22 protein-coding genes and 3 pseudogenes are annotated in these 17144 nt (G+C 67.7%); 19 read left to right on the plus strand and 6 right to left on the minus strand.

Annotated features, from left to right (window positions below; translation table 11 throughout):
- The first annotated feature begins 32 nt into the window (after positions 1–32).
- The 4 genes from ACFZDJ_RS19425 to ACFZDJ_RS19440 all read left to right on the plus strand — a co-directional run bounded on the left by ACFZDJ_RS19425 (position 33) and on the right by ACFZDJ_RS19440 (position 2023).
- Entirely contained in the window at positions 33–203 is a 171-nt protein-coding gene (locus ACFZDJ_RS19425; RefSeq protein ID WP_168486647.1) for a hypothetical protein, read from the plus strand.
- Positions 200–613, plus strand: coding sequence for an Asp23/Gls24 family envelope stress response protein (locus ACFZDJ_RS19430; RefSeq protein WP_391060374.1), 414 nt, complete (start codon positions 200–202; stop codon positions 611–613). The genes ACFZDJ_RS19425 and ACFZDJ_RS19430 overlap by 4 nt, the downstream gene beginning before the upstream one ends.
- Before the next feature lie 211 nt (positions 614–824).
- On the plus strand, positions 825–1385 hold the full coding sequence (locus ACFZDJ_RS19435) for a DUF6286 domain-containing protein (RefSeq protein WP_391060376.1): 561 nt from the start codon (positions 825–827) through the stop codon (positions 1383–1385).
- A 29-nt stretch (positions 1386–1414) separates the two neighbouring features.
- Positions 1415–2023 carry an alkaline shock response membrane anchor protein AmaP gene (locus ACFZDJ_RS19440; protein ID WP_391060378.1) on the plus strand — a complete coding sequence of 203 codons (609 nt, stop codon included), beginning with the start codon at positions 1415–1417 and terminating at the stop codon, positions 2021–2023.
- Positions 2024–2601: 578 nt separating this feature from the next.
- Here ACFZDJ_RS19440 and ACFZDJ_RS19445 read toward each other — a convergent pair.
- Together ACFZDJ_RS19445 and ACFZDJ_RS19450 are read right to left on the minus strand one after the other, a co-directional pair.
- Entirely contained in the window at positions 2602–3567 is a 966-nt protein-coding gene (locus tag ACFZDJ_RS19445; RefSeq protein ID WP_391060380.1) for an SRPBCC family protein, read from the minus strand.
- 3 nt (positions 3568–3570) lie between these two features.
- Entirely contained in the window at positions 3571–4503 is a 933-nt protein-coding gene (locus ACFZDJ_RS19450; protein WP_391060382.1) for a histone protein, read from the minus strand.
- A gap of 279 nt (positions 4504–4782) precedes the next feature.
- Between ACFZDJ_RS19450 and ACFZDJ_RS19455 the strand changes: the two genes are divergently transcribed.
- From ACFZDJ_RS19455 to ACFZDJ_RS19520, 14 genes are all read left to right on the plus strand, one after another.
- Positions 4783–5133, plus strand: coding sequence for a gas vesicle protein (locus ACFZDJ_RS19455; RefSeq protein ID WP_168514078.1), 351 nt, complete (start codon positions 4783–4785; stop codon positions 5131–5133).
- A gap of 28 nt (positions 5134–5161) precedes the next feature.
- Positions 5162–5638, plus strand: a complete 477-nt coding sequence (locus tag ACFZDJ_RS19460) for a gas vesicle structural protein GvpA (protein ID WP_217575509.1) — start codon at positions 5162–5164, stop codon at positions 5636–5638.
- Positions 5639–5665: 27 nt separating this feature from the next.
- Positions 5666–6379 (plus strand): GvpL/GvpF family gas vesicle protein, encoded by a 714-nt coding sequence (locus ACFZDJ_RS19465; protein WP_391060384.1) that lies wholly within the window; start codon positions 5666–5668, stop codon positions 6377–6379.
- A 10-nt stretch (positions 6380–6389) separates the two neighbouring features.
- A complete protein-coding gene (locus tag ACFZDJ_RS19470) occupies positions 6390–6632 on the plus strand; it encodes a gas vesicle protein GvpG (RefSeq protein WP_390935140.1) in 243 nt (80 codons plus the stop codon).
- 39 nt (positions 6633–6671) lie between these two features.
- Positions 6672–7079: a gas vesicle protein gene (locus ACFZDJ_RS19475; RefSeq protein WP_168514070.1), complete on the plus strand. Its 408-nt coding sequence runs from the start codon at positions 6672–6674 to the stop codon at positions 7077–7079.
- The gene (locus ACFZDJ_RS19480; RefSeq protein ID WP_391060386.1) at positions 7072–7899 is read left to right on the plus strand and encodes a GvpL/GvpF family gas vesicle protein; all 828 of its coding nucleotides are present in this window, start codon (positions 7072–7074) and stop codon (positions 7897–7899) included. The genes ACFZDJ_RS19475 and ACFZDJ_RS19480 overlap by 8 nt, the downstream gene beginning before the upstream one ends.
- On the plus strand, positions 7899–8138 hold the full coding sequence (locus tag ACFZDJ_RS19485) for a gas vesicle protein (protein WP_168518194.1): 240 nt from the start codon (positions 7899–7901) through the stop codon (positions 8136–8138). The genes ACFZDJ_RS19480 and ACFZDJ_RS19485 overlap by 1 nt, the downstream gene beginning before the upstream one ends.
- Positions 8128–8538: a gas vesicle protein GvpK gene (locus tag ACFZDJ_RS19490; RefSeq protein ID WP_391060388.1), complete on the plus strand. Its 411-nt coding sequence runs from the start codon at positions 8128–8130 to the stop codon at positions 8536–8538. Before ACFZDJ_RS19485 ends, ACFZDJ_RS19490 begins: the two co-directional genes overlap by 11 nt.
- Before the next feature lie 102 nt (positions 8539–8640).
- Positions 8641–9630, plus strand: a complete 990-nt coding sequence (locus ACFZDJ_RS19495) for an iron-containing redox enzyme family protein (protein WP_391060390.1) — start codon at positions 8641–8643, stop codon at positions 9628–9630.
- A gap of 61 nt (positions 9631–9691) precedes the next feature.
- Positions 9692–10345, plus strand: coding sequence for a HemK2/MTQ2 family protein methyltransferase (locus ACFZDJ_RS19500; RefSeq protein ID WP_391060392.1), 654 nt, complete (start codon positions 9692–9694; stop codon positions 10343–10345).
- The gene (locus tag ACFZDJ_RS19505; protein WP_391060394.1) at positions 10326–10577 is read left to right on the plus strand and encodes a CDGSH iron-sulfur domain-containing protein; all 252 of its coding nucleotides are present in this window, start codon (positions 10326–10328) and stop codon (positions 10575–10577) included. The genes ACFZDJ_RS19500 and ACFZDJ_RS19505 overlap by 20 nt, the downstream gene beginning before the upstream one ends.
- 250 nt (positions 10578–10827) lie before the next feature.
- Positions 10828–10983, plus strand: coding sequence for a DUF6131 family protein (locus ACFZDJ_RS19510; protein ID WP_390935127.1), 156 nt, complete (start codon positions 10828–10830; stop codon positions 10981–10983).
- Between the two features lie 85 nt (positions 10984–11068).
- On the plus strand, positions 11069–11476 hold the full coding sequence (locus ACFZDJ_RS19515) for a hypothetical protein (RefSeq protein ID WP_391060396.1): 408 nt from the start codon (positions 11069–11071) through the stop codon (positions 11474–11476).
- Between the two features lie 202 nt (positions 11477–11678).
- Positions 11679–11852, plus strand: coding sequence for a hypothetical protein (locus tag ACFZDJ_RS19520; protein WP_384918582.1), 174 nt, complete (start codon positions 11679–11681; stop codon positions 11850–11852).
- 163 nt (positions 11853–12015) lie between these two features.
- Here the strand turns inward: ACFZDJ_RS19520 and ACFZDJ_RS19525 are convergent.
- Both ACFZDJ_RS19525 and ACFZDJ_RS19530 read right to left on the minus strand, forming a co-directional pair.
- A pseudogene (locus ACFZDJ_RS19525) lies at positions 12016–13022 on the minus strand (integrase core domain-containing protein).
- A pseudogene (locus ACFZDJ_RS19530) lies at positions 13019–13330 on the minus strand (DNA primase); the annotation flags it as partial. The pseudogenes ACFZDJ_RS19525 and ACFZDJ_RS19530, both read right to left, overlap by 4 nt.
- Before the next feature lie 2 nt (positions 13331–13332).
- On the opposite strand from ACFZDJ_RS19530, the pseudogene ACFZDJ_RS19535 reads away from it, so the two are divergent.
- Positions 13333–13509: pseudogene (locus ACFZDJ_RS19535) on the plus strand (transposase family protein); the annotation flags it as partial.
- A gap of 73 nt (positions 13510–13582) precedes the next feature.
- Here the strand turns inward: ACFZDJ_RS19535 and ACFZDJ_RS19540 are convergent.
- Together ACFZDJ_RS19540 and ACFZDJ_RS19545 are read right to left on the minus strand one after the other, a co-directional pair.
- Positions 13583–15892: a caspase family protein gene (locus tag ACFZDJ_RS19540; RefSeq protein WP_391060587.1), complete on the minus strand. Its 2310-nt coding sequence runs from the start codon at positions 15890–15892 to the stop codon at positions 13583–13585.
- A gap of 63 nt (positions 15893–15955) precedes the next feature.
- Positions 15956–16291 carry a hypothetical protein gene (locus ACFZDJ_RS19545; protein ID WP_390935120.1) on the minus strand — a complete coding sequence of 112 codons (336 nt, stop codon included), beginning with the start codon at positions 16289–16291 and terminating at the stop codon, positions 15956–15958.
- Positions 16292–17144: the final 853 nt, after the last annotated feature.

A 17144-nucleotide genomic window follows, 5' to 3' on the forward strand; every position in this document is an offset into this window, starting at 1 on the left:
CGGACGCTCACGTTCGCGAGACGGGTGAGTGGATGATGAACGCAGCGACGACGGGCCTCGCGGCCGGCATGGCTCTGGGCTTCGCCGGATACTTCGGCGGCTTCTGGGCATTCCTGCTGGTTCTGGTTCTGGGTGCGGTGGGACTGATCGTCGGCCTCGTCGTGCAGGGCGACCTCGACCTCCATGCGCGGAGGCAGCGGTGAGTACCCGGCCCGGTTCCCAACCCCCTGGCGAAGGGGCCGGCCCGCCGGGGCGAACCGCCGACCTGCCGCCTCCGGCCGAACGGGGCGCCACCGTCATCCCGGAAAGGGTGGTCGCCCGTATCGCCGCCAGGGCCGCTCGCGCAGCCCAGTCCCGGCGCGCCGCAATACCGCCCGACCGGAGCGGGTCGGCGGCACCCAGCGCCTCGGCAGCCGTCCGTACCGGAACGGTGCGCCTGCACCTGGCGATGGACCTGCCCTACCCCACCGATATCCCCCACGTCTGCGAGCGGATCCAGCACGACGTCGCCGAACGGGTGACTCAGCTGACCGGCTTGGAGGTGGGAGAGGTCACCCTCACCGTCCGGCGGCTGCTGACCGCCGCCGACGCGAGCCGGGGACGGGTCCGATGAGGCGCCACGCGGCCCGGGCCGCCGGGCACGCCGCGCAGAGAGGAGGACCGGAATGACACCCGACCCGGACCCTCCCGCACGCAGCTCCACGCCATCCGCGCGCCGTGCCACCGTGCCGATGACGAAGGAGCTTGAGGAGCCAAAGGAGCCCAGAGAGCCGACAGAGCCCGGTCCGCCCGAACACGACGCGCCCCTTGCGCCGGACTTGGCGGTGGGCGAGCACGACAGAGGGCACCGCACGCACCGCCCGTGGTCCGCGCGCCGCATTCCGGCCGCGCTGGTCGCCTCGGTGATTCTCGTGGCGGCGGTCGCGGCGCTGTTCGACGTCGTCGCCGTACGGGCGGGACGCCCTGCGGCAGCCTGGCGACGGCACCTGGCCGACGAATTGGCCACCCGCCCCCTGGACGACGTGTGGGTGCTCACGGGGACCGCCGTGGCCGCCGCGCTCGGCATCTGGTTGATCGTCCTGGCCCTCACCCCCGGCCTACGCCACTGGCTGCCCCTGCGCTCCCCCGCGCCCGGGCTGCGGGCCTGCCTGGACCGCGACGGCGCCGCCGACCTGCTGCGCGACGCCGCCATGCGGGTCCCGGGAGTCAGCACGGCTCGCGTCCGAGTGCGCCGCCATCGCGTCAAGGCCCGCGCGGACGTCCGCTTCCGCGACCCCCAGCAGGTGAAGGACGACCTCACCGCCGTCCTCGACGAGGAGCGCGATCAGCTCGCCGTCGCCCGCCCTCCCCGCATCGTCGTACGAGTGCGGCAACGCACCGACTGAGCGAAACCCCCCACACCGGAGCCCACACCATGACGCCGCGAACCGTACTCAACCGCAGTCTGCTGGCCCTCGCCGGACTGGTACTGCTCGGCGGCGGTCTGCTGATTCTCTTCGCCGGACTCGACGTCTACCGGCGACACCATCTGGTCCCGCCCGTCGGCTGGCCCCTGACCACCCCGCACGACGTCCTGCTCGGCTCCGCCGATCGGGCCCGCTGGAGCGGTCAGGGCTGGTGGTGGTGGCCCGCGGTCATCGCCGCCCTCACCCTCGTCGCCCTGCTCGCGCTGTGGTGGCTGCTCGCCCAACTGCACCGACGCCACCCCGGAGCGCTGCCCGTCGGCGGCACACCCCCGCAGGAAGGCGTCGAACTGCGCGACCACGCGCTCAGCGACGCGATCGCCGCCGAAGCCGGTGCCCAGCCGGGCGTTGAGCATGCAACCGTGCACATCACCGGCCGGCCTGTCCACCCCCGCACCCACATCACGCTCGCTCTCACCCCCCAGGGTGCACCCGGCGCCGCCCTCGACGCCCTGGACGACGGCCCGCTCCGTACCGCTCGTCGGTCCACCGGCTCCCCCGACATGCACACCGACGTCCGCCTACAGGTCGCCCACCACAAACCGCACCGCGCACAGTAGGGCGGGGCACCGACGGCCTGCCTCAGCAGCGGATCCCGCTTGCGAGCACGAGGTACTCCCAGTTGCCGGGCCCCGCGGGCAAGCGCACGGTGAACAGAGATGTGTCGGTCCTGGACGGACCGCGTTTCCCAGCGTCTTCGAGAGGACGGCGATTCCGATGGCCAAGGCCAAGGGCAATGCGAAGGTGCATCAGATCAGGGGCAAGATGAAGGAGACTCTCGGCAAGGCGCTGGGGGACTCATCGATGCAGCAGGCTGGACGTGGGGAACAGCTGCGTGCCAAGGCACATGAGATGACCGAAAGGGCAACGGGCCACCTCCGTAAGCGGAACCGACACTGATCGAGGACGTACGGCTGGTCCGCATCTTCGAGGGCTCGTGTCGTCGACGTCGATATCGCGCCGGACGCGGGTGATCGCGCAGTGGTTCAAGCGCCGCGCCCGCGCCCGCGCCCGTCCGATGACTTCTCCAACCGGTCGCTCACTCCGGCCAAAAGACGAGGTCTGAGAGTCCGGGAACACCAGCCGACCAACTCTCGGGGCAGGTCACGCCGAGGGGAATCGCACGGCTCGGGCCGCGTCAGCGCTCGTCCTCGTCGTCCTCCTCCTCTTCCTCCTCGGCGTACTCGTCCTCCGGCCCCTCTTCGTCGTACTCCTCTTCTTCCTCTTCTTCCTCGGGCGCCTCTTCGTCGTACCCCTCCTGCTCCTCGTCCTCCCCTGCCGCTTCCTCCTCTTCCAGTGCCTCCTCATGGCTGCGAACTACCTCGCCGTCGCGGATCTCTCCGCGCCAGCCCTCGACGTCCTCGTCGGCGAACGTGACATAGCGCTGGAAGTTCTTGAAGTCCAGCCGCAAACGGCGTCCTTGAACACGCCACAGGTTGCCCGTCTTCTCGAAGAAACCCGAGGGGTAGTACTCGACGACAAGCACGATCCGCGTCAGGTCGGGCGTGAGTTCGTGGAAACTGACACAGCCGTGAGTAGTGCCCTTCGCACCCTCGGAGCTCCACACGATTCGATCGTCCGGCACCTGTTCCTGAACCGTCGCCTTCCAACCGCGAGTCGAGGGACCGACCTTCACCTTCCAGTCACTGGCGGTCTCGTCGTTCCGGGACACACTGCGTACGCCTTTGGTGAAGTCGCTGAACTCCTCGTACTGGGTCCAGTAGTTGTACGCCACGCGGATCGGCACACCGACGTCCAGCACTTCAATGATGTTCATCACCTTGGTGCTGCCGGACTTGCCTCCGCGTCCCCCGCCGAAAACGTTCTTGACCTTGTCCATCACATTGTCTTTGAGCCCCTTGGCCTTCTCACCGACGAACGCCTTCAAGGGGGAATCACCTTTGAGAATGCGTCCGCCGATGCCGAGAAGAGATCCGCCGTTCTCGGCCGTGTCAAGGAGTTGGTCGGTGACATCCCCCAACTTTTCCCCGGCCTTGTCGACGAGATGCTCGACCTGAGCACCGAGGAAGTCGGTCAGTTCGTCGCGCAACATGTCGAGGCCGGAGCCCTCTCCCCGGCCGGAGTCACGCTCTTTCTCGGCCATGACCTACCTCCGCCGCGCGGGAGTCTTCTTGGCAGTCGCCTTCTTCGCGGGTGCCGCCTTCTTGGATGGGGCCTTCTTCGCCGACGCGCTCTTCGTCGGTGCCCTCTTCGCCGCCGCCTTCTTGGCAGGGGGCGGAGACTTCTTCGCGGTCTTCTTCGCCGGCGCCGACTTCTTGGCGGCAGTCTTCTTGGCCGCGGGCCTCTGCGCCGCCGACTTCTTGGCCGGGGGCCTGTGCGCCGCGGTCTTCTTCGCGGGAGCCTTCTTCTCGGGAGTTCTCCTCGCAGGAGTCCTCTTCCTGGCGGGAGCGGCTTCCTTGGCGGCTGCCCGACGGGGAGAGGGTTTGGCCGCGCGCTTCCTTCCCGCTACCGGGCGGCGACGACGCCGTGGCGGCTCCTCCTCAGCCTCTTCCTCTGGCTCTTCCTCCTCCGGTTCTTCTTCCTCCTCCGCTTCTGCCTCCGGTTCCTCTTCCTCTGGTTCTTCTTCCTCCTCTTCCTCCTCCTCTTCTTCTTCGAATTCCCCCTCCGGTTCTTCCTCGCCCTCTTCCTCCTCCGGTTCCTCCTCGTCTTCGTAGCGCTCCTCGCCCTCCTCCGGTTCTTCCTCGCCCTCTTCCTCCTCGCCCTTCTCCTCACCGATGCGCAGCGTGCGCTCATGGAGAGAGTCGGCGAGGTCGGCGAGGCGCCGGTCGGCGGTGGCGGCCAGGGCTTTGCGTCCGGCGTCCAGCAACTCCCCGCGCACCTGCTCGTTCAGCTCGGCGACTCCAGGAACGTCACCGAGTTTCTTCAGACCGGTCGTCACCAGCTGCTGCGGATCGAGCCCAAATCGGCGACCTGCGAGATAAGTTGCCAGCCCGAAGGCGAAACGGGCTTTCTTCGTACGCCCGAGCACGTACCCGGCTGCGACCGCGGCGGCGAGGCCGATCTTGGTCGTGTCGTTCATAAGGCGGTTCCCTTCGGAAAGGGGAGGTGAACACACTCGAATTCGGGCCAACATCCCCTGCTCAACCAGTGATTGAGACAGATGCGGATCGCACGCGACGCATCTCTCGGCCCGCTGAGAGCACCCCGGGCACGCCATGCGGCCCCACCGGGGCAGGTCGTGACCCCACCGGGCAGGTTCGCTCAAAGCCATCCATGCCCGACCATATGTACCCCTATATGATGAAATTATAGTGTTCGTGCGTGGAGTATGACGCGCGCTCCGACCACCGGAGAGACCATGGCCGCAGCAGAACCCCGGCGGCGATCCAGCAGCAGTGGCCGCAGCACGGACCGGGGAACCACAGGTGGCCCCCGGCGACGCTCCGGCAAGGGCAACGCAGCCTGGGCCATTCGTTCCGCCGTCGAACAACTTCAGGAGTTGCTCGGGCGGGCCCCCGAATCCGTCTCGGCACTGAAATCCACCGAAACCGGTTGGGAAGCCGACGTGGAGGTACTCGAACTGGAACGCGTCCCCGAAACCACGAGCGTGATGGCTACCTACCGAGTGACGCTGGACGAGGAAGGCGACCTGGTGGAGTACCGAAGGACGCGCCGCTACAGCCGCGGCCAGATCGACCGGCTGGGCTGAGGCCGCAACGGCCATGAAGGGAGGCACCATGACGGTGGTGCCACAGAGTGGAGGCGCTGTCGCGCGCGGTGGTGGCGGTGGCACCAGCCTCTACGACGTCTTGGAACTCATTCTGGATCGCGGGCTTGTCATCGATGTCTTCGTCCGCGTGTCACTGGTGGGGATCGAAATCCTCAAGATCGACGCTCGTATTGTCGTGGCCAGTGTCGACACCTATCTGCGTTTCGCCGAGGCATGCAACCGTCTCGACCTCGAGACCGGGAGGAAGGCACCCGCCCAGTTGACCGACATCGTCGGAGACACGGTGGAGAGCGGGGCCAAGGGCAAATCCAAAGGGGCCCTCTCCGGCGCGGCGGAAGCGGTCACCGATTCCCTCAAGGGGATCACCGGCCGTGACGGCGGCGAAGAGGAGGAGGCCGAGGAAGAAGACGAGGGCAAGGAAAAGGAACCCGTGGAGAGGCGACGGCGGCCGGCTCGGCGCACCTCCCGACGTGAGCGCGAATAAGGCTCGCCCGGCGAGAAGGAATGAGCCATGGCCGTATACATCTACTCCATCACCGGCAAGCAGCACCCGCTCCGCCTCGACGGTCTCAGCGGAGTCGGTGAGTCACCGGCGGGCCTGCGGGCAGTGACAGCGGGACCACTGTGCGCTGTGGTCAGCGACGCGCCAGAGGATCTACGCCCCAAGCGTCGCGACATCATCGCCCACCAGGAAGTGCAGAAGCGCCTCATGGCTGACGGCACTGTGCTCCCCATGCGGTTCGGCCTCATCGCCGAGAACGACGAGGCCGTCCTGCTGGCTCTGGAGCAGAATGCCGCGGACTATACGGACAGGCTTCAAGTACTGGAGGGGTGCACCGAGTACCACCTCAAGGCGTCGCAGGACGAAGACGCGCTGCTGCGGCAGATCCTGCGGGAGTCGGACGTGGCGCGAGAACTCAATGAAGAGATCCGCAGCGGCACCGCCGACCCCGACGCGTCGCTACGACTCGGTGAGCTGGTCGCCCAAGAAGTGATGGCACGACAGGAGGCGCTGGCAGCGGGTGTGGTCGAAGCACTGCGCCCCTTCGCCCGGACGCTCGAAACATCCCAGCCGACGGGTTCGGACTTTCTCAACGTGTCGTTCCTGGTGACCGAGGACCAGGAAGAGACGTTCCTCACCTCGGAGTTGAGCGTCGCCCACCAGATGGGCGACGACTTCGACTTCCGGCTCAACGGTCCCCTGCCCCCCTACAGCTTCGTCTGAAGGAGTTCTCATGGGCCTGCTCACACAGCTCGTCACCTTTCCCCTGGCGCCCGTGCGCGGCGTCGTATGGGTCGTGGAGCGCGTCCGGGAGGAAGCCGAGAGCCAGTACTACGACCCCGCGCCGGTGCACCGAGAACTCGCCGAGCTCGAACGTCTCCTCGTCGCAGGCGACATCGACGAGGAGACGTTCGACCAGCGCGAGGACGAACTGCTCGACCGGCTGGAGGAGATCCGTGCCTTTCGGCAGGGCTGACACTCCTGATCCGGCACGAGGGAATACGAGGCCGCAACCGTGACTGAACCCCTGGCCAACAGGCTCGGTTCCTATCCGTCCCGATCAGCGCCCCCCTACGGGCAGGGATCCTCCGCGAATCTCGCCGACATCCTTGAACGGGTACTCGACAAGGGCATCGTCATCGCGGGCGACATACAGATCAACCTTCTCGACATCGAGCTGTTGACCATAAAGCTGCGCCTCCTGGTCGCCTCCGTCGACAAAGCGAAGGAAATGGGCATCGACTGGTGGGAGCACGACCCGTCGCTGTCCTCTCGGAGCAGGGGTGAACAGTCACTGGCCGAGGAGAACCGCCGGTTGCGGGCCGAGATCGATGCCATCCGCCAGGGCCACGCCCTCCCTCCAAAGGAGGAAGCGCCCCGGGACACGCGCAGCCGTCGCCGGGGAAGTGCTCGCGATGAGTGACCCGCTTACATACGCGTATGCGGTGGTACGCAACGCCGAGGGACTGCGGGAGGCAACCGCGCCGCTCCGGGGCGTCGCCGACACCCCGGTCAGCCTCGTCACCGACTCCGGTGACGATCAGCTGGGGCTCGCGGTGAGCCATGTGCCCACGCAGGACTTCCAGGAGGACGCTCTCAAGCAGCATCTCGAGGACCTGGAGTGGCTGGAGGCGGTGGCCCGCGCTCACCACGGCGTCATCGAGGCCTTGGGCGAGCGCACCACCGTCCTTCCGCTGCGCCTGGCAACCGTCTATCTCGACGACAACCGGGCGCGGGAGGTGCTGGCAGCCGGGCGGACCATGTTCGAGGAGCGCCTGGCTCGACTCGCCGAACATGTCGAATGGGGTGTCAAGATCTACGTCGAATCGTCGGCCGCCGCGGCGGCGCCGACTGTTCCCGCGGCAGATCTCACCCCCGGGCGCGCCTACCTGCGTAACCGCCGGCAACAGCAAAGTGTTCGCGACACCGTGTACCAGGCGGCGCAGAAGGCCGCCGATCGGGTGGAGGCCGCAGGCCGCAAGCACGCCTCCGACCGTGTCCGGCATCGCGTACAGCAGGGTGTTCTCGCCGACGCGGCCGGCGCCGGCGGCGAGAACGTCGTCAATGACGCGTACCTTGTGCCCCTGAACCGTTGCGACGACTTCCTGGCCGACGTGGCACATGCCGCTGACGGGCTGGACGGGGTGCGGGTCGAGGCCACCGGCCCCTGGGCTCCGTACTCCTTCGCCATGCCACTCGGTGAATCCGGCGGTGCTGCAGCTGCAAAGGGAGCACCTCCGTGATCACGCCTGGCCCTGCGCCCGAGGCGGAGCGTCTGCCTCAGCGGCAGGTCGCTCTCATCGATCTGTTGGACCGACTTCTGAGCGGTGGGGTCGTCCTCACCGGTGACGTCGTGCTGTCCATCGCGGACATCGATCTGGTACGTATCTCACTGCGTGCCCTGATCGTTTCCATCAGTGAGCAGAACCCCTCGCCATGGACGAGAACGAATCCGCCGCGAGGCGGCGACCATGACGACTGAGGGAGAGAGGCGGCCGTCGAGCCGCGCCGACGAGGTCGCGGAGGCCGCCGCACGCGCCTTCCGGCTGCTGCCCGCCGCACCCCGCGACCTGGACCCGCCAGCCGGCAAGGGCTCGCGTTCCCCGGCCCGGCGGATCAGCTCCGACCGCGACACCGTCGAACGGGATCTCATGAAGCTCGTCCTCACTCTCGTGGAACTGCTGCGCCAGCTCATGGAACGACAGGCCCTGCACCGCGTCGACCAAGGAGACCTCACCGACGAACAGGAAGAACGCCTGGGAGCGACCCTCATGCTCCTCCACGACCGCATGAGCGACCTGTGCGCCCAGTACGGACTGACCATGGAGGATCTCAACCTCGACCTCGGGCCGCTGGGCACACTGCTGCCGCCCCCCGACTGACCCCCGGCAACGCGGCAAACGGCAATGCCGCTGTCCACGCAGACAGCTCCTTGCCCCAGGAACACCATGTGAGACGTTCTGGATCACGGGTACTCCGTACACATGGATTTCTGGTCGAAAGAACCGCCGCTGCCGCCGAGCCGGGGCCCCATTTCGACGGCGATTGCTGAGTACTTGAGAAGTACGGGGCCGCCTCCCGACAATGGGACGATCGCAGACGCATCCCCCTTCGGCGAGGACTGGCAGCTCGGCCTCTATCTCTGTTACGAGCTGCACTACCGGGGTTTCGCCGACGTGGACGCCGCCCGTGAATGGGACCCCGACCTGCTCAAGGCCCGGGCAGCCCTGGAGCGCCCCTTCCTCAAGGCCCTGCGCCACCAGGCGACACGGCATGAACGCGCCGCCGAGGCGCTGGACGACCTGCTCGTCGAGCCCGCGGACGGCATCGGAGTCACCCACTACCTCCAGGACGACGGCGAACTGTGGCAGCTACGCGAATACGCCGCGCAGCGGTCGCTGTACCACCTCAAGGAGGCCGATCCGCACGCCTGGGTGCTGCCCCGCCTGTGGGGCCGGGCGAAGGCCGGAATGGCAGCCGTGGAGTTCGACGAGTTCGGCGGCGGCCGGGCGGATCGTGTGCACGCGCGGCTGTTCGCCGACCTCATGGCCGACCTCGGCCTGGACACCACCTACGGGCGGTATCTCGACTCTGCCGGCGCCGAGGCACTCGCCGTCGTGAACCTGATGTCCCTCTTCGGACTGCACCGCGCCCTCAGAGGCGCACTGGTAGGTCACTTCGCCACCGTCGAGATCACCTCGTCGCCCGGTTCACGGCGGCTCGCCCAGGCCATGCGGCGCACCGGCGCGGGACCGGCCGCCGAGCACTTCTACGACGAGCACGTGGAGGCCGACGCCGTACATGAGCAGGTCGTACGCCGGGAAGTCGTCGCGGGCCTCCTCGAGGAAGAACCCCACCTGGACAGCGACGTCGCGTTCGGCGTGGACGCCACCAACTACGTCGAGGACCGCCTTGCCGAACGACTCCTCGGCGCGTGGCGGGCAGGCGAGTCATCGCTACGTACGCCCGTCTGACCAGCGGGGACCGGCCCGAACAGGTTCTCCTCCACCCCCGAGAACCGGAGATGAAACCCCCATGACTCCCCTTGCTCTTCCCGGCGTCTACGCCCCACAACACGACACCGACCTGCTCGTGCAATCCCTGCACCGGGAACCCCTCCCTGCGCAGGCCCATGTCCTCGACCTCGGCACAGGTACAGGAGCTGTCGCTTTGGCCGCCGCACGGCTGGGCGCGAAGGTCACAGCCGTCGACATCTCCTGGCGGGCGGTTCTCAACGCCAAGGTCAACGCGGCATTGGCGCGACTTCCGCTGCGCGTCAGGCGCGGCAACCTGCTGGCTCCGGTGTCAGGCCGATCTTTCGATCTCGTCCTGTCCAACCCGCCGTACGTACCCTCACCCGACGCCGACTGCCCACGGCGCGGCGCGGCCCGGTCCTGGGACGCGGGCCATGACGGCCGTCTTCTGCTGGACCGGATATGCCGCGACGCACCCGCGCATCTCCGGCCGGGCGGAGTTCTGCTCCTCGTCCAGTCCGCCCTGAGCGGCGCGGAAGAGACGCTGAGGCTGTTGCGGGCGGCCGGCCTGAACGCGGATGTCGTGGAACACCGCTACATCGCGGTCGGCCCCATCCTCCGCTCCCGAAGCAGCTGGCTGCATAGCCGCGGCCTGCTGGTCGGCGATGACGAGAAGGAAGAGCTGGTGATCATCCGTGCCGAACGACTCCTCTGAACGACGCCGCCGCATCACCGTTCAGCGCGCGGGACCCCTGCTCGTTGAAGGCCCGGTCGAAGTCACCCTGGACGACGGCACCACCGTGTCGTCCGACCGATTCTGCGTGGCCCTGTGCACCTGCCGCCGCAGCCGCGCCTACCCGTGGTGCGACACCAGCCATCGCAGGCCCGCCAGGCCGATCCGAACAGGCAGTCCGGAGCCCGAGGCGACATCGGAGCCTAATCCCTGATCCGCGCTGACGCTCCCCGCCTTCGCCGGCCCGTGCAGCCCGGCACCGCAATCCGCCGCCAGTACTTCGCCACAAACGCCTGAGGCGTCCGCGTGTCAGTTGCGGCGCACCACCGCCAGCGGTTCGTTCGCCTGTCCCGCGCCTGGACCAGCCCGCCTCGGCAAACGCCCGCCCTTTGTGGACGACAGCTCGTTGGGGGCGCGGATGTGCCTACTCTGGACGAGGCATCACAGCGAAATCCGAGGACACCATGATCGTCCTGGGCATCATTCTGCTCGTCATCGGCCTCGTCGCCGGAATCAGCATCCTGTGGACCATCGGCGTGATCCTCGTCGTCATCGGAGTCGTCCTGTGGATCGTGGGCGCCCTCGGCCACGGCGTCGGCGGACGCAAGCGCTATTGGTAGCAATCGCATCGGCACAGGGAGCTCCGCAAATCCGTAGTGCTCACACAGTCCGTACTCAGTGCAGGAAAGGAAGGCAGGCCAGGCCATGGCAAAGGAGCCGAAGTCATCCCAGCCCCCGCACGGTGAGGGCCCCAGCCGGCACAAGGGCACCCACCAGCACGGCTGGTCTCCGGACGTCGACGAGACCCGCCAACAGGACAACCCGAGCACCCACCGCTCGTTGCACCCCGACCAGCACGCTCCCGACCAGCACGCTCCCGACAAGGGCCCCAGGCGCAAGGCCTCCGAAGAGGAGGCCGGAAATCCGCACGGCAGGCCCGTGAAGAGCGTGAGCCACCGGGGAGAGGAACAGAGCAAGGCCCGCAGTGACGAGAAGGGCATGCACGACACCGGCCCCAAGGGTCGCTCCCCACGTCCCAGCGGAACCAGAGACGCATCCGCCACCACTGGCGTCGACCCTCAGGACCCACCCGGCAGCCGCAACGCCCGCTGACCCTCGCGCCCAGTCTCGCGCCGAGGCCGCGGCGCCGAGATGCTCTTCGACGTTCTGAGGGAGCATGAATGCTGTACGGCTTGAGCCGCACGGCGCGCACGGACGAAGTTCTTGCCGTAGGGTGCGGCGCACAAAACACCGCCTGCTCAGGGTTTTGCCCCTGTCTCAAGGGCACTCGGCCAGTGAGGGCGGAGGTATTGAGATGAGTGTTGGAGAGAAAGCCAAGGCAAAGGCCGAACAGGTTGTCGGAAAGACCGTGCGAAAGGCGGCCCACGCGGCGCACAAGGATGTCCTCGCAGCAAAGGGCGCCGCTCTCGAAGCGCGGGGCATGATGCGGGGCGCGAAAGAGAGGTCCAAGGACTCCTTCAAGCACTGACAATGTCATGACATCGAGTCACCGTGGTCGCCTGGCACTGAACCGTTGACAAGGAAACGACAAGGTAAGAGCTGTGCGAACACGCTCACCGCTCCCTTGAAGATCTTGTCCCGGCACGGCGGCCCAGGGGACTCTGCAGGTGCCGAATAGTCATCCGACCTGGTCAGGCCGCATGTTGGTACTCGTGCAGGGTTCCGCCGAGTCGGTCTCGTCGGTGGACATCCAGATGCCGGACCTGTGCTGGCACGTGAATCGGCTCGGGTAGCGGGTTGAACGGAGCGGCCTGTTTGAGCGTTCGGTGTGGGCGGTGCCCGTTGTAGAAGTCCTCGAACTCGCGGAGCGCGTGGAGGAGGTGGCTCTGGTTCCAGATCAGGGTTCTGTCCAGGAGCTCGCGCCGGCAGGTTGGTATCCAGCGCTCGATGAGGGAGTTCATCCGCGGTATCCGGATGCCGGTGGTGACGACCTTCAGTCCGGCGTCGGGCATCAGGGCGTCGAAGGCGGCGGTGAACTTGGAGTCACGGTCGCGGATCAGGAACCCGGCCCTGCTGCCGGCGTCCTGGAGGTCCATGAGGAGATTCCGCCCGAGCTGCACGATCCAGTCCTCGGTCGGGTGCGCGCTGGCGCCCAGGATCCGCACCCTGCGGGTCGCGTGCTCGATGACGGCACAGACGTACAAGCGTGCCCCGGTCAGGGTGCGGACTTCGAAGAGGTCGCAGGCGAGCAGGGCCTCGGCCTGGCCGCGTAGGAAGTCAGCCCAGGTGGTGCTTGCCGTTCGGGCGCGGGCGGGATGCCGTGCTCGCGGAGGATCTCCCAGACGGTGGAGGCGGCGGTCTTGATACCGAGCGCTGCAAGCTCGCCGTGGATCCTGCGGTAGCCCCAGGAGGAATTCTCTCGGGCAAGGCGTAGGACCAGGGCGCGGACCGAGCGGACGGTGGGTGGGCGTCCGCGTCGTTCCGGCACGCAGGTCGCAGCGTGGCGACGGTGGAGCAGGTCGCGGTGCCACCGCAGGATGGTGTCGGGGCGTACCAGCAGCAGGAGATGCCGCAGTTTCGCTGCCGGGAGGTGGTGGAGCAGGCCGGCGAGGACCGCGCGGTCGGTGTCGGCGAACACGGGCCTGCCGACCTGGCGCTGCAGGACGAGCAGCTGGTGCCGGAGCGCACGGATCTCGATATGATCATGTCGGCGGGTGAGGCGAGGCCGACTTCCTGCCTGACGCGGGTGGCGAAGGCGCGGGTGCCGGCAGGGCGGATGCCTTCACCGGCACTGCACCAGACCGCATCGGCGGTGTACAGCAGTCCCTGTTCGACGCGCAGGTAGGGCTGGGCCTGGATGTCGCGGGTGCAGCATTCAGTGAGGAAGCTGCCGATGCGGTCCTCGGTGTTGGCGTACGCGCTGGTGGCGATACGGACGCGGTCGGGGCCTTCGAGGCTGTCCCGGGTGGTGAGGTAGCGGCGGGCGCTCTCGGTGAGCCACTGCAGGAATGGCCGCCGAGGAAGCCGACAACGCGGAGCATTGCCGGGTCCGTGCGCGAGTCGAGCATGCGATCGGCCGGCTGAAGAACTACAAGATCCTGCGCGACTGCCGGCAGCGCGGCGACGGCCTCCACCACGCGGTCCGGGCCGTCGCGCACCTGCACAACCTCGCCCTGGCCGCGTGATCAGATCACCCGTGGTGAGGCTTTGACCTGCAACATCACGGCCTTCGGCAACACGCTTCAGTCGGGAGGGGGGTCACGTCTCCTGCGGGGTATGGGGCTGCCAGGCGGCTCCAGCGAAGTGCTGCAAGGACCGGTCCAGCTGGGCTGGGGTGACCATGACTGAGGTGACCCCAGCCGCCTGGCACCTGGTTATCCGCACCCCGCCGGACCAGGGCTCGAAGCACTTGCCCCATCGCCATCTGGGTGGAACCCGCGCCCCGTCCCTGAACCAGACGACCAGGGACGCAACGGACTCGGCGGCACGGCCGGGGCGCACTACGGTCACGCGGCTCACGTCCTGCCAGGGTACGTGGGTGCGCCGCCGCCCCGCCGACAGGGTGAAACCATCCTGGTCCAGCTTGAGTTCAAGCTTCGACCGCAAGAGGAGGGCGAAGAGTGGGGCGCACATGGCAGCGAACGCCCACAGCACTAAGGCGTCGACCTGCAATGTCCACCACACCCCGATGGCGAACAGGACCGCTGGCAGAACCCACGCGGTCAGAGCGGTCGCCGGTCCCACGAACCGGCCGGAGTAGCGTGCCTCCGCATCTGGCCCCGCGTGAGCCAGGTCCGACTCCTCGGTCTCACCCTGCCAGCACGGTCCGGCGAATCTGCGGAAAGCCGCAGAGAATTCCGGCACCGTGAAGTCGATCAGGTTGAGATCCATCCTGTAGGCGCCGGTCACCGGATCGTAGGGCAGCGGCCAGCCACGGGCGGTCGACGACGTGCGCACTCGGAGATAGAAGACCTCGAGCGACTCGTCCCAGACAAGCCTGACGTCGTCGATGTCCTGCCAAGGCCGGCGCACCACACGATGGAGGAAACGGAGCCTCAGTCCCCAGTCGTCGATGTGCATACCGACGGGAGCAAGCGTGAGGGCGAAGGCCAGCAGGAGGGGGAAGGCCGCAACTACCGTGAACACCCAGGACCCGGCAACGTACATGGCGACGCCGCTGCAAGGCGCAGTCAGGAGCATGAAACGGGGTTCCACGTTCCGTCCGAAGTGGAAGCTGGTCTTGCCTCTCATGCCGTACGAGTCATCCCAGAGCGCACCGGCGTGCGTGGCCGTCGCCGCTGCGACGAAGCCCGAGGGCCCCCGCAGCCGGCGCAAGTCGCAGAAGATCAGGTGGTTGCCCTGACGGTCCATATGGGGATGCCATGCACGGCGTCGCGCTGGCACGAATCCGCCGCGGGGGCGGACGAGGAGCCGGTGAGGGGAGCCGCGTCGGCGAGCGAGGCGAACGGCAGTTACAGAATGCACCTCATCCCAGCGCAGCATCGTCCGATCCGTGCCAATCAGCAGATGCAACCCTTCGTCGTCCACGGTTAGTTCGTATGTGCCGGGGACGTACTGCACCGCGTGCGGCGTCAAGAAGGCGAGCGCGCTCAGGACCGGCAAGGCAACGCCCATGACGTCGAGCCACGTCCCGCTCGGCGCCTCCCAGCCCATCACGCCGAAAGCGACGAGGACGCTGGCCAGCGGGCCCGCCGTGACCATCGAGACGATGCCGCGCTGCCACGCCGCCCGCCTCCGATTCGTACGGAAGTGGAACGCCTCGTACTGCTTCCGGCCTTCTATGGCGGAGCCCCGGCCGCGCTCCCCGCCCTCCGACTCCTCCACGCGCGGCGGAGGCACGGCCTGTGGATGGGGGTTCGGGGAGAGCGCCAACGCGCCCACGCTGTCGGTGCCCTGCTGGCGTGGCTGCGGGTCGAGTGTGCGGCGAAGTTCGTCGAACAGGCCTTGCAGGGTGAGGTAGGGCCCGGCGCCCGCGATGCCGTCCTCGAGCAGGCCGATGAGCGCCCCTGTGAAGACCGTGTACCGCTCGCCGGAGCGCGCGATGGCCGGCATGTTGGCGGACGTGGCCGTAAGGGTGTACGCCCCGCGTGTCTCGGTCTGCGCCAAGGCGACGGTTTCCGCAGCATTGTCGCCCGCCCCCATCGTATCGACGATCGCCCGGCCGCTGTAACAGCAGTCGAGAATCACCACGCGGTTACGAGCCCGGGAGGCTGCCACCATGTCCCGGATCTCCGCGAACCGCACCGCCGAGTAGCGGGGGTCGTCGGGATCGCTGTGCTGCAGGGCCAAGTACAGCTCGTGGGAGTCCGGCTCGATGAGGCCATGCCCCGCGAAGTAGACGAGCAGCAGATCCTCCGCCTCCCGCGCGGCCGTGCGCACCGCCAGGCACACCGCACGGTCAGAGCCAGCGTCCGGAAACGCGAGGCAGTGCTCGCCCAGTAGGCCAAGACCCTCGCGCAGCAGGCGGCCGAAAGTGCGCAGATTGCCGGTGACCCCCGGCAACTCGGACAGGCCGGAGGCGGCGGCGTACGAACGCGTGCCGACCATCACCACGCGCGTCCGTTGCGGATCTGGCAGCCGTGTACCCGGCGACACTTCGGGTCGCACGGCTCAGTCCCGGGGCGAGGCGTCGTCGAGGATGCGGCGGACCAGCGACTCGGCGTCCTGGAGGTTGTCGGCCTTGATGCGCACTGACGTGCCTTCATCTCGAGTCAACTCGATCTCGACCTTGGATCGCTGCTGGCGCAGCCAGATCGGCAGCGTCCTCGCCAGCACGGCGACGGTTCCCGAGCCGAGGGTGAGGAGCAGTCCCTCGAGTACGCCGGCGGCCATGTGGTCGGTACCGGGTGCGGCGCGCACCTGGGTCACGAGGCCCCGGAACTCGGGCTCGTCGACGAGCCACCGCTGCAGGCGCTCCAAATGAGTGATGCGGTCGCCGTCAGGCATACCGCCTTCTCCTACCTGTGCGCCACCAGAGCCGACTGTGCCCTCGCCCGCGGTATGCGCAGTAAGCAGAACCTTCATTCCCGACATCCTCCCCTGGATAACCCTGTAACAATCCATAATGCAGGGGTTGTTGAAGCCATCACAGGCTGTGCGATGTGGGCGGCCTTGGGGGACGGCGTCAGCAGGGGGCGCGATTTTCACGCGCGGGCTCATCCTCTGGCAGGAGTGCTAGGGCAGAGCGTGATTCATGCTGGTCACGAGAGTTCGGTCATGTGGTGTGTGTTGGTTCGCCTCAGTTCAGCATGACGGGTCGTCGGCCGTCCCGGTAGGTGGCCACAACGTGACCGCTGACGAGCTTTGATGCGCCGCAGCGCAGGTCATGACGGCGCGGACCGCCAGAGTCGAATACCCGCGCACGACGGCGGGGGCCGCAACGTCGTTGGACGTTGCGACCCCCGAGCCGGGCCCCGGGGATGTCATGACGGATCCTCCGGGGCTCGTGGCATTGCCATAAGGGCTACTGGACCAGCGCGGCGAGGGCCTGGTCGGCCATCTGAGCGCCCATCGTGGCCGCGATGGTGGTACCGGCCTCCACGAGCTTGTCCTTGAGCTGGGTGGCAAACTGGCGCAGGCGGCCCGGCTCAGGGTTCTCGGAGGTCGCCTCAGTATGAGGTCCGGGGCGACGCGCTCCAGCTCCGCTCGGTCCGCGTCGGACATGCCCAGGGTGGTGCTGACCTGGCCGATGTACCCGGCGAGCTGGGCGAACAGCGTCGGGTCGACGCCGTCGGTGTTGTTCTGGGTGAAGTGCTGCTGCTCGCCGATGATGACGCCCTTGGCGTTCGGCATGTAGTTG

This window comes from Streptomyces sp. NPDC007896 (assembly GCF_042959425.1).
In the GTDB taxonomy this organism is placed as follows: Bacteria; Actinomycetota; Actinomycetes; order Streptomycetales; family Streptomycetaceae; genus Streptomyces.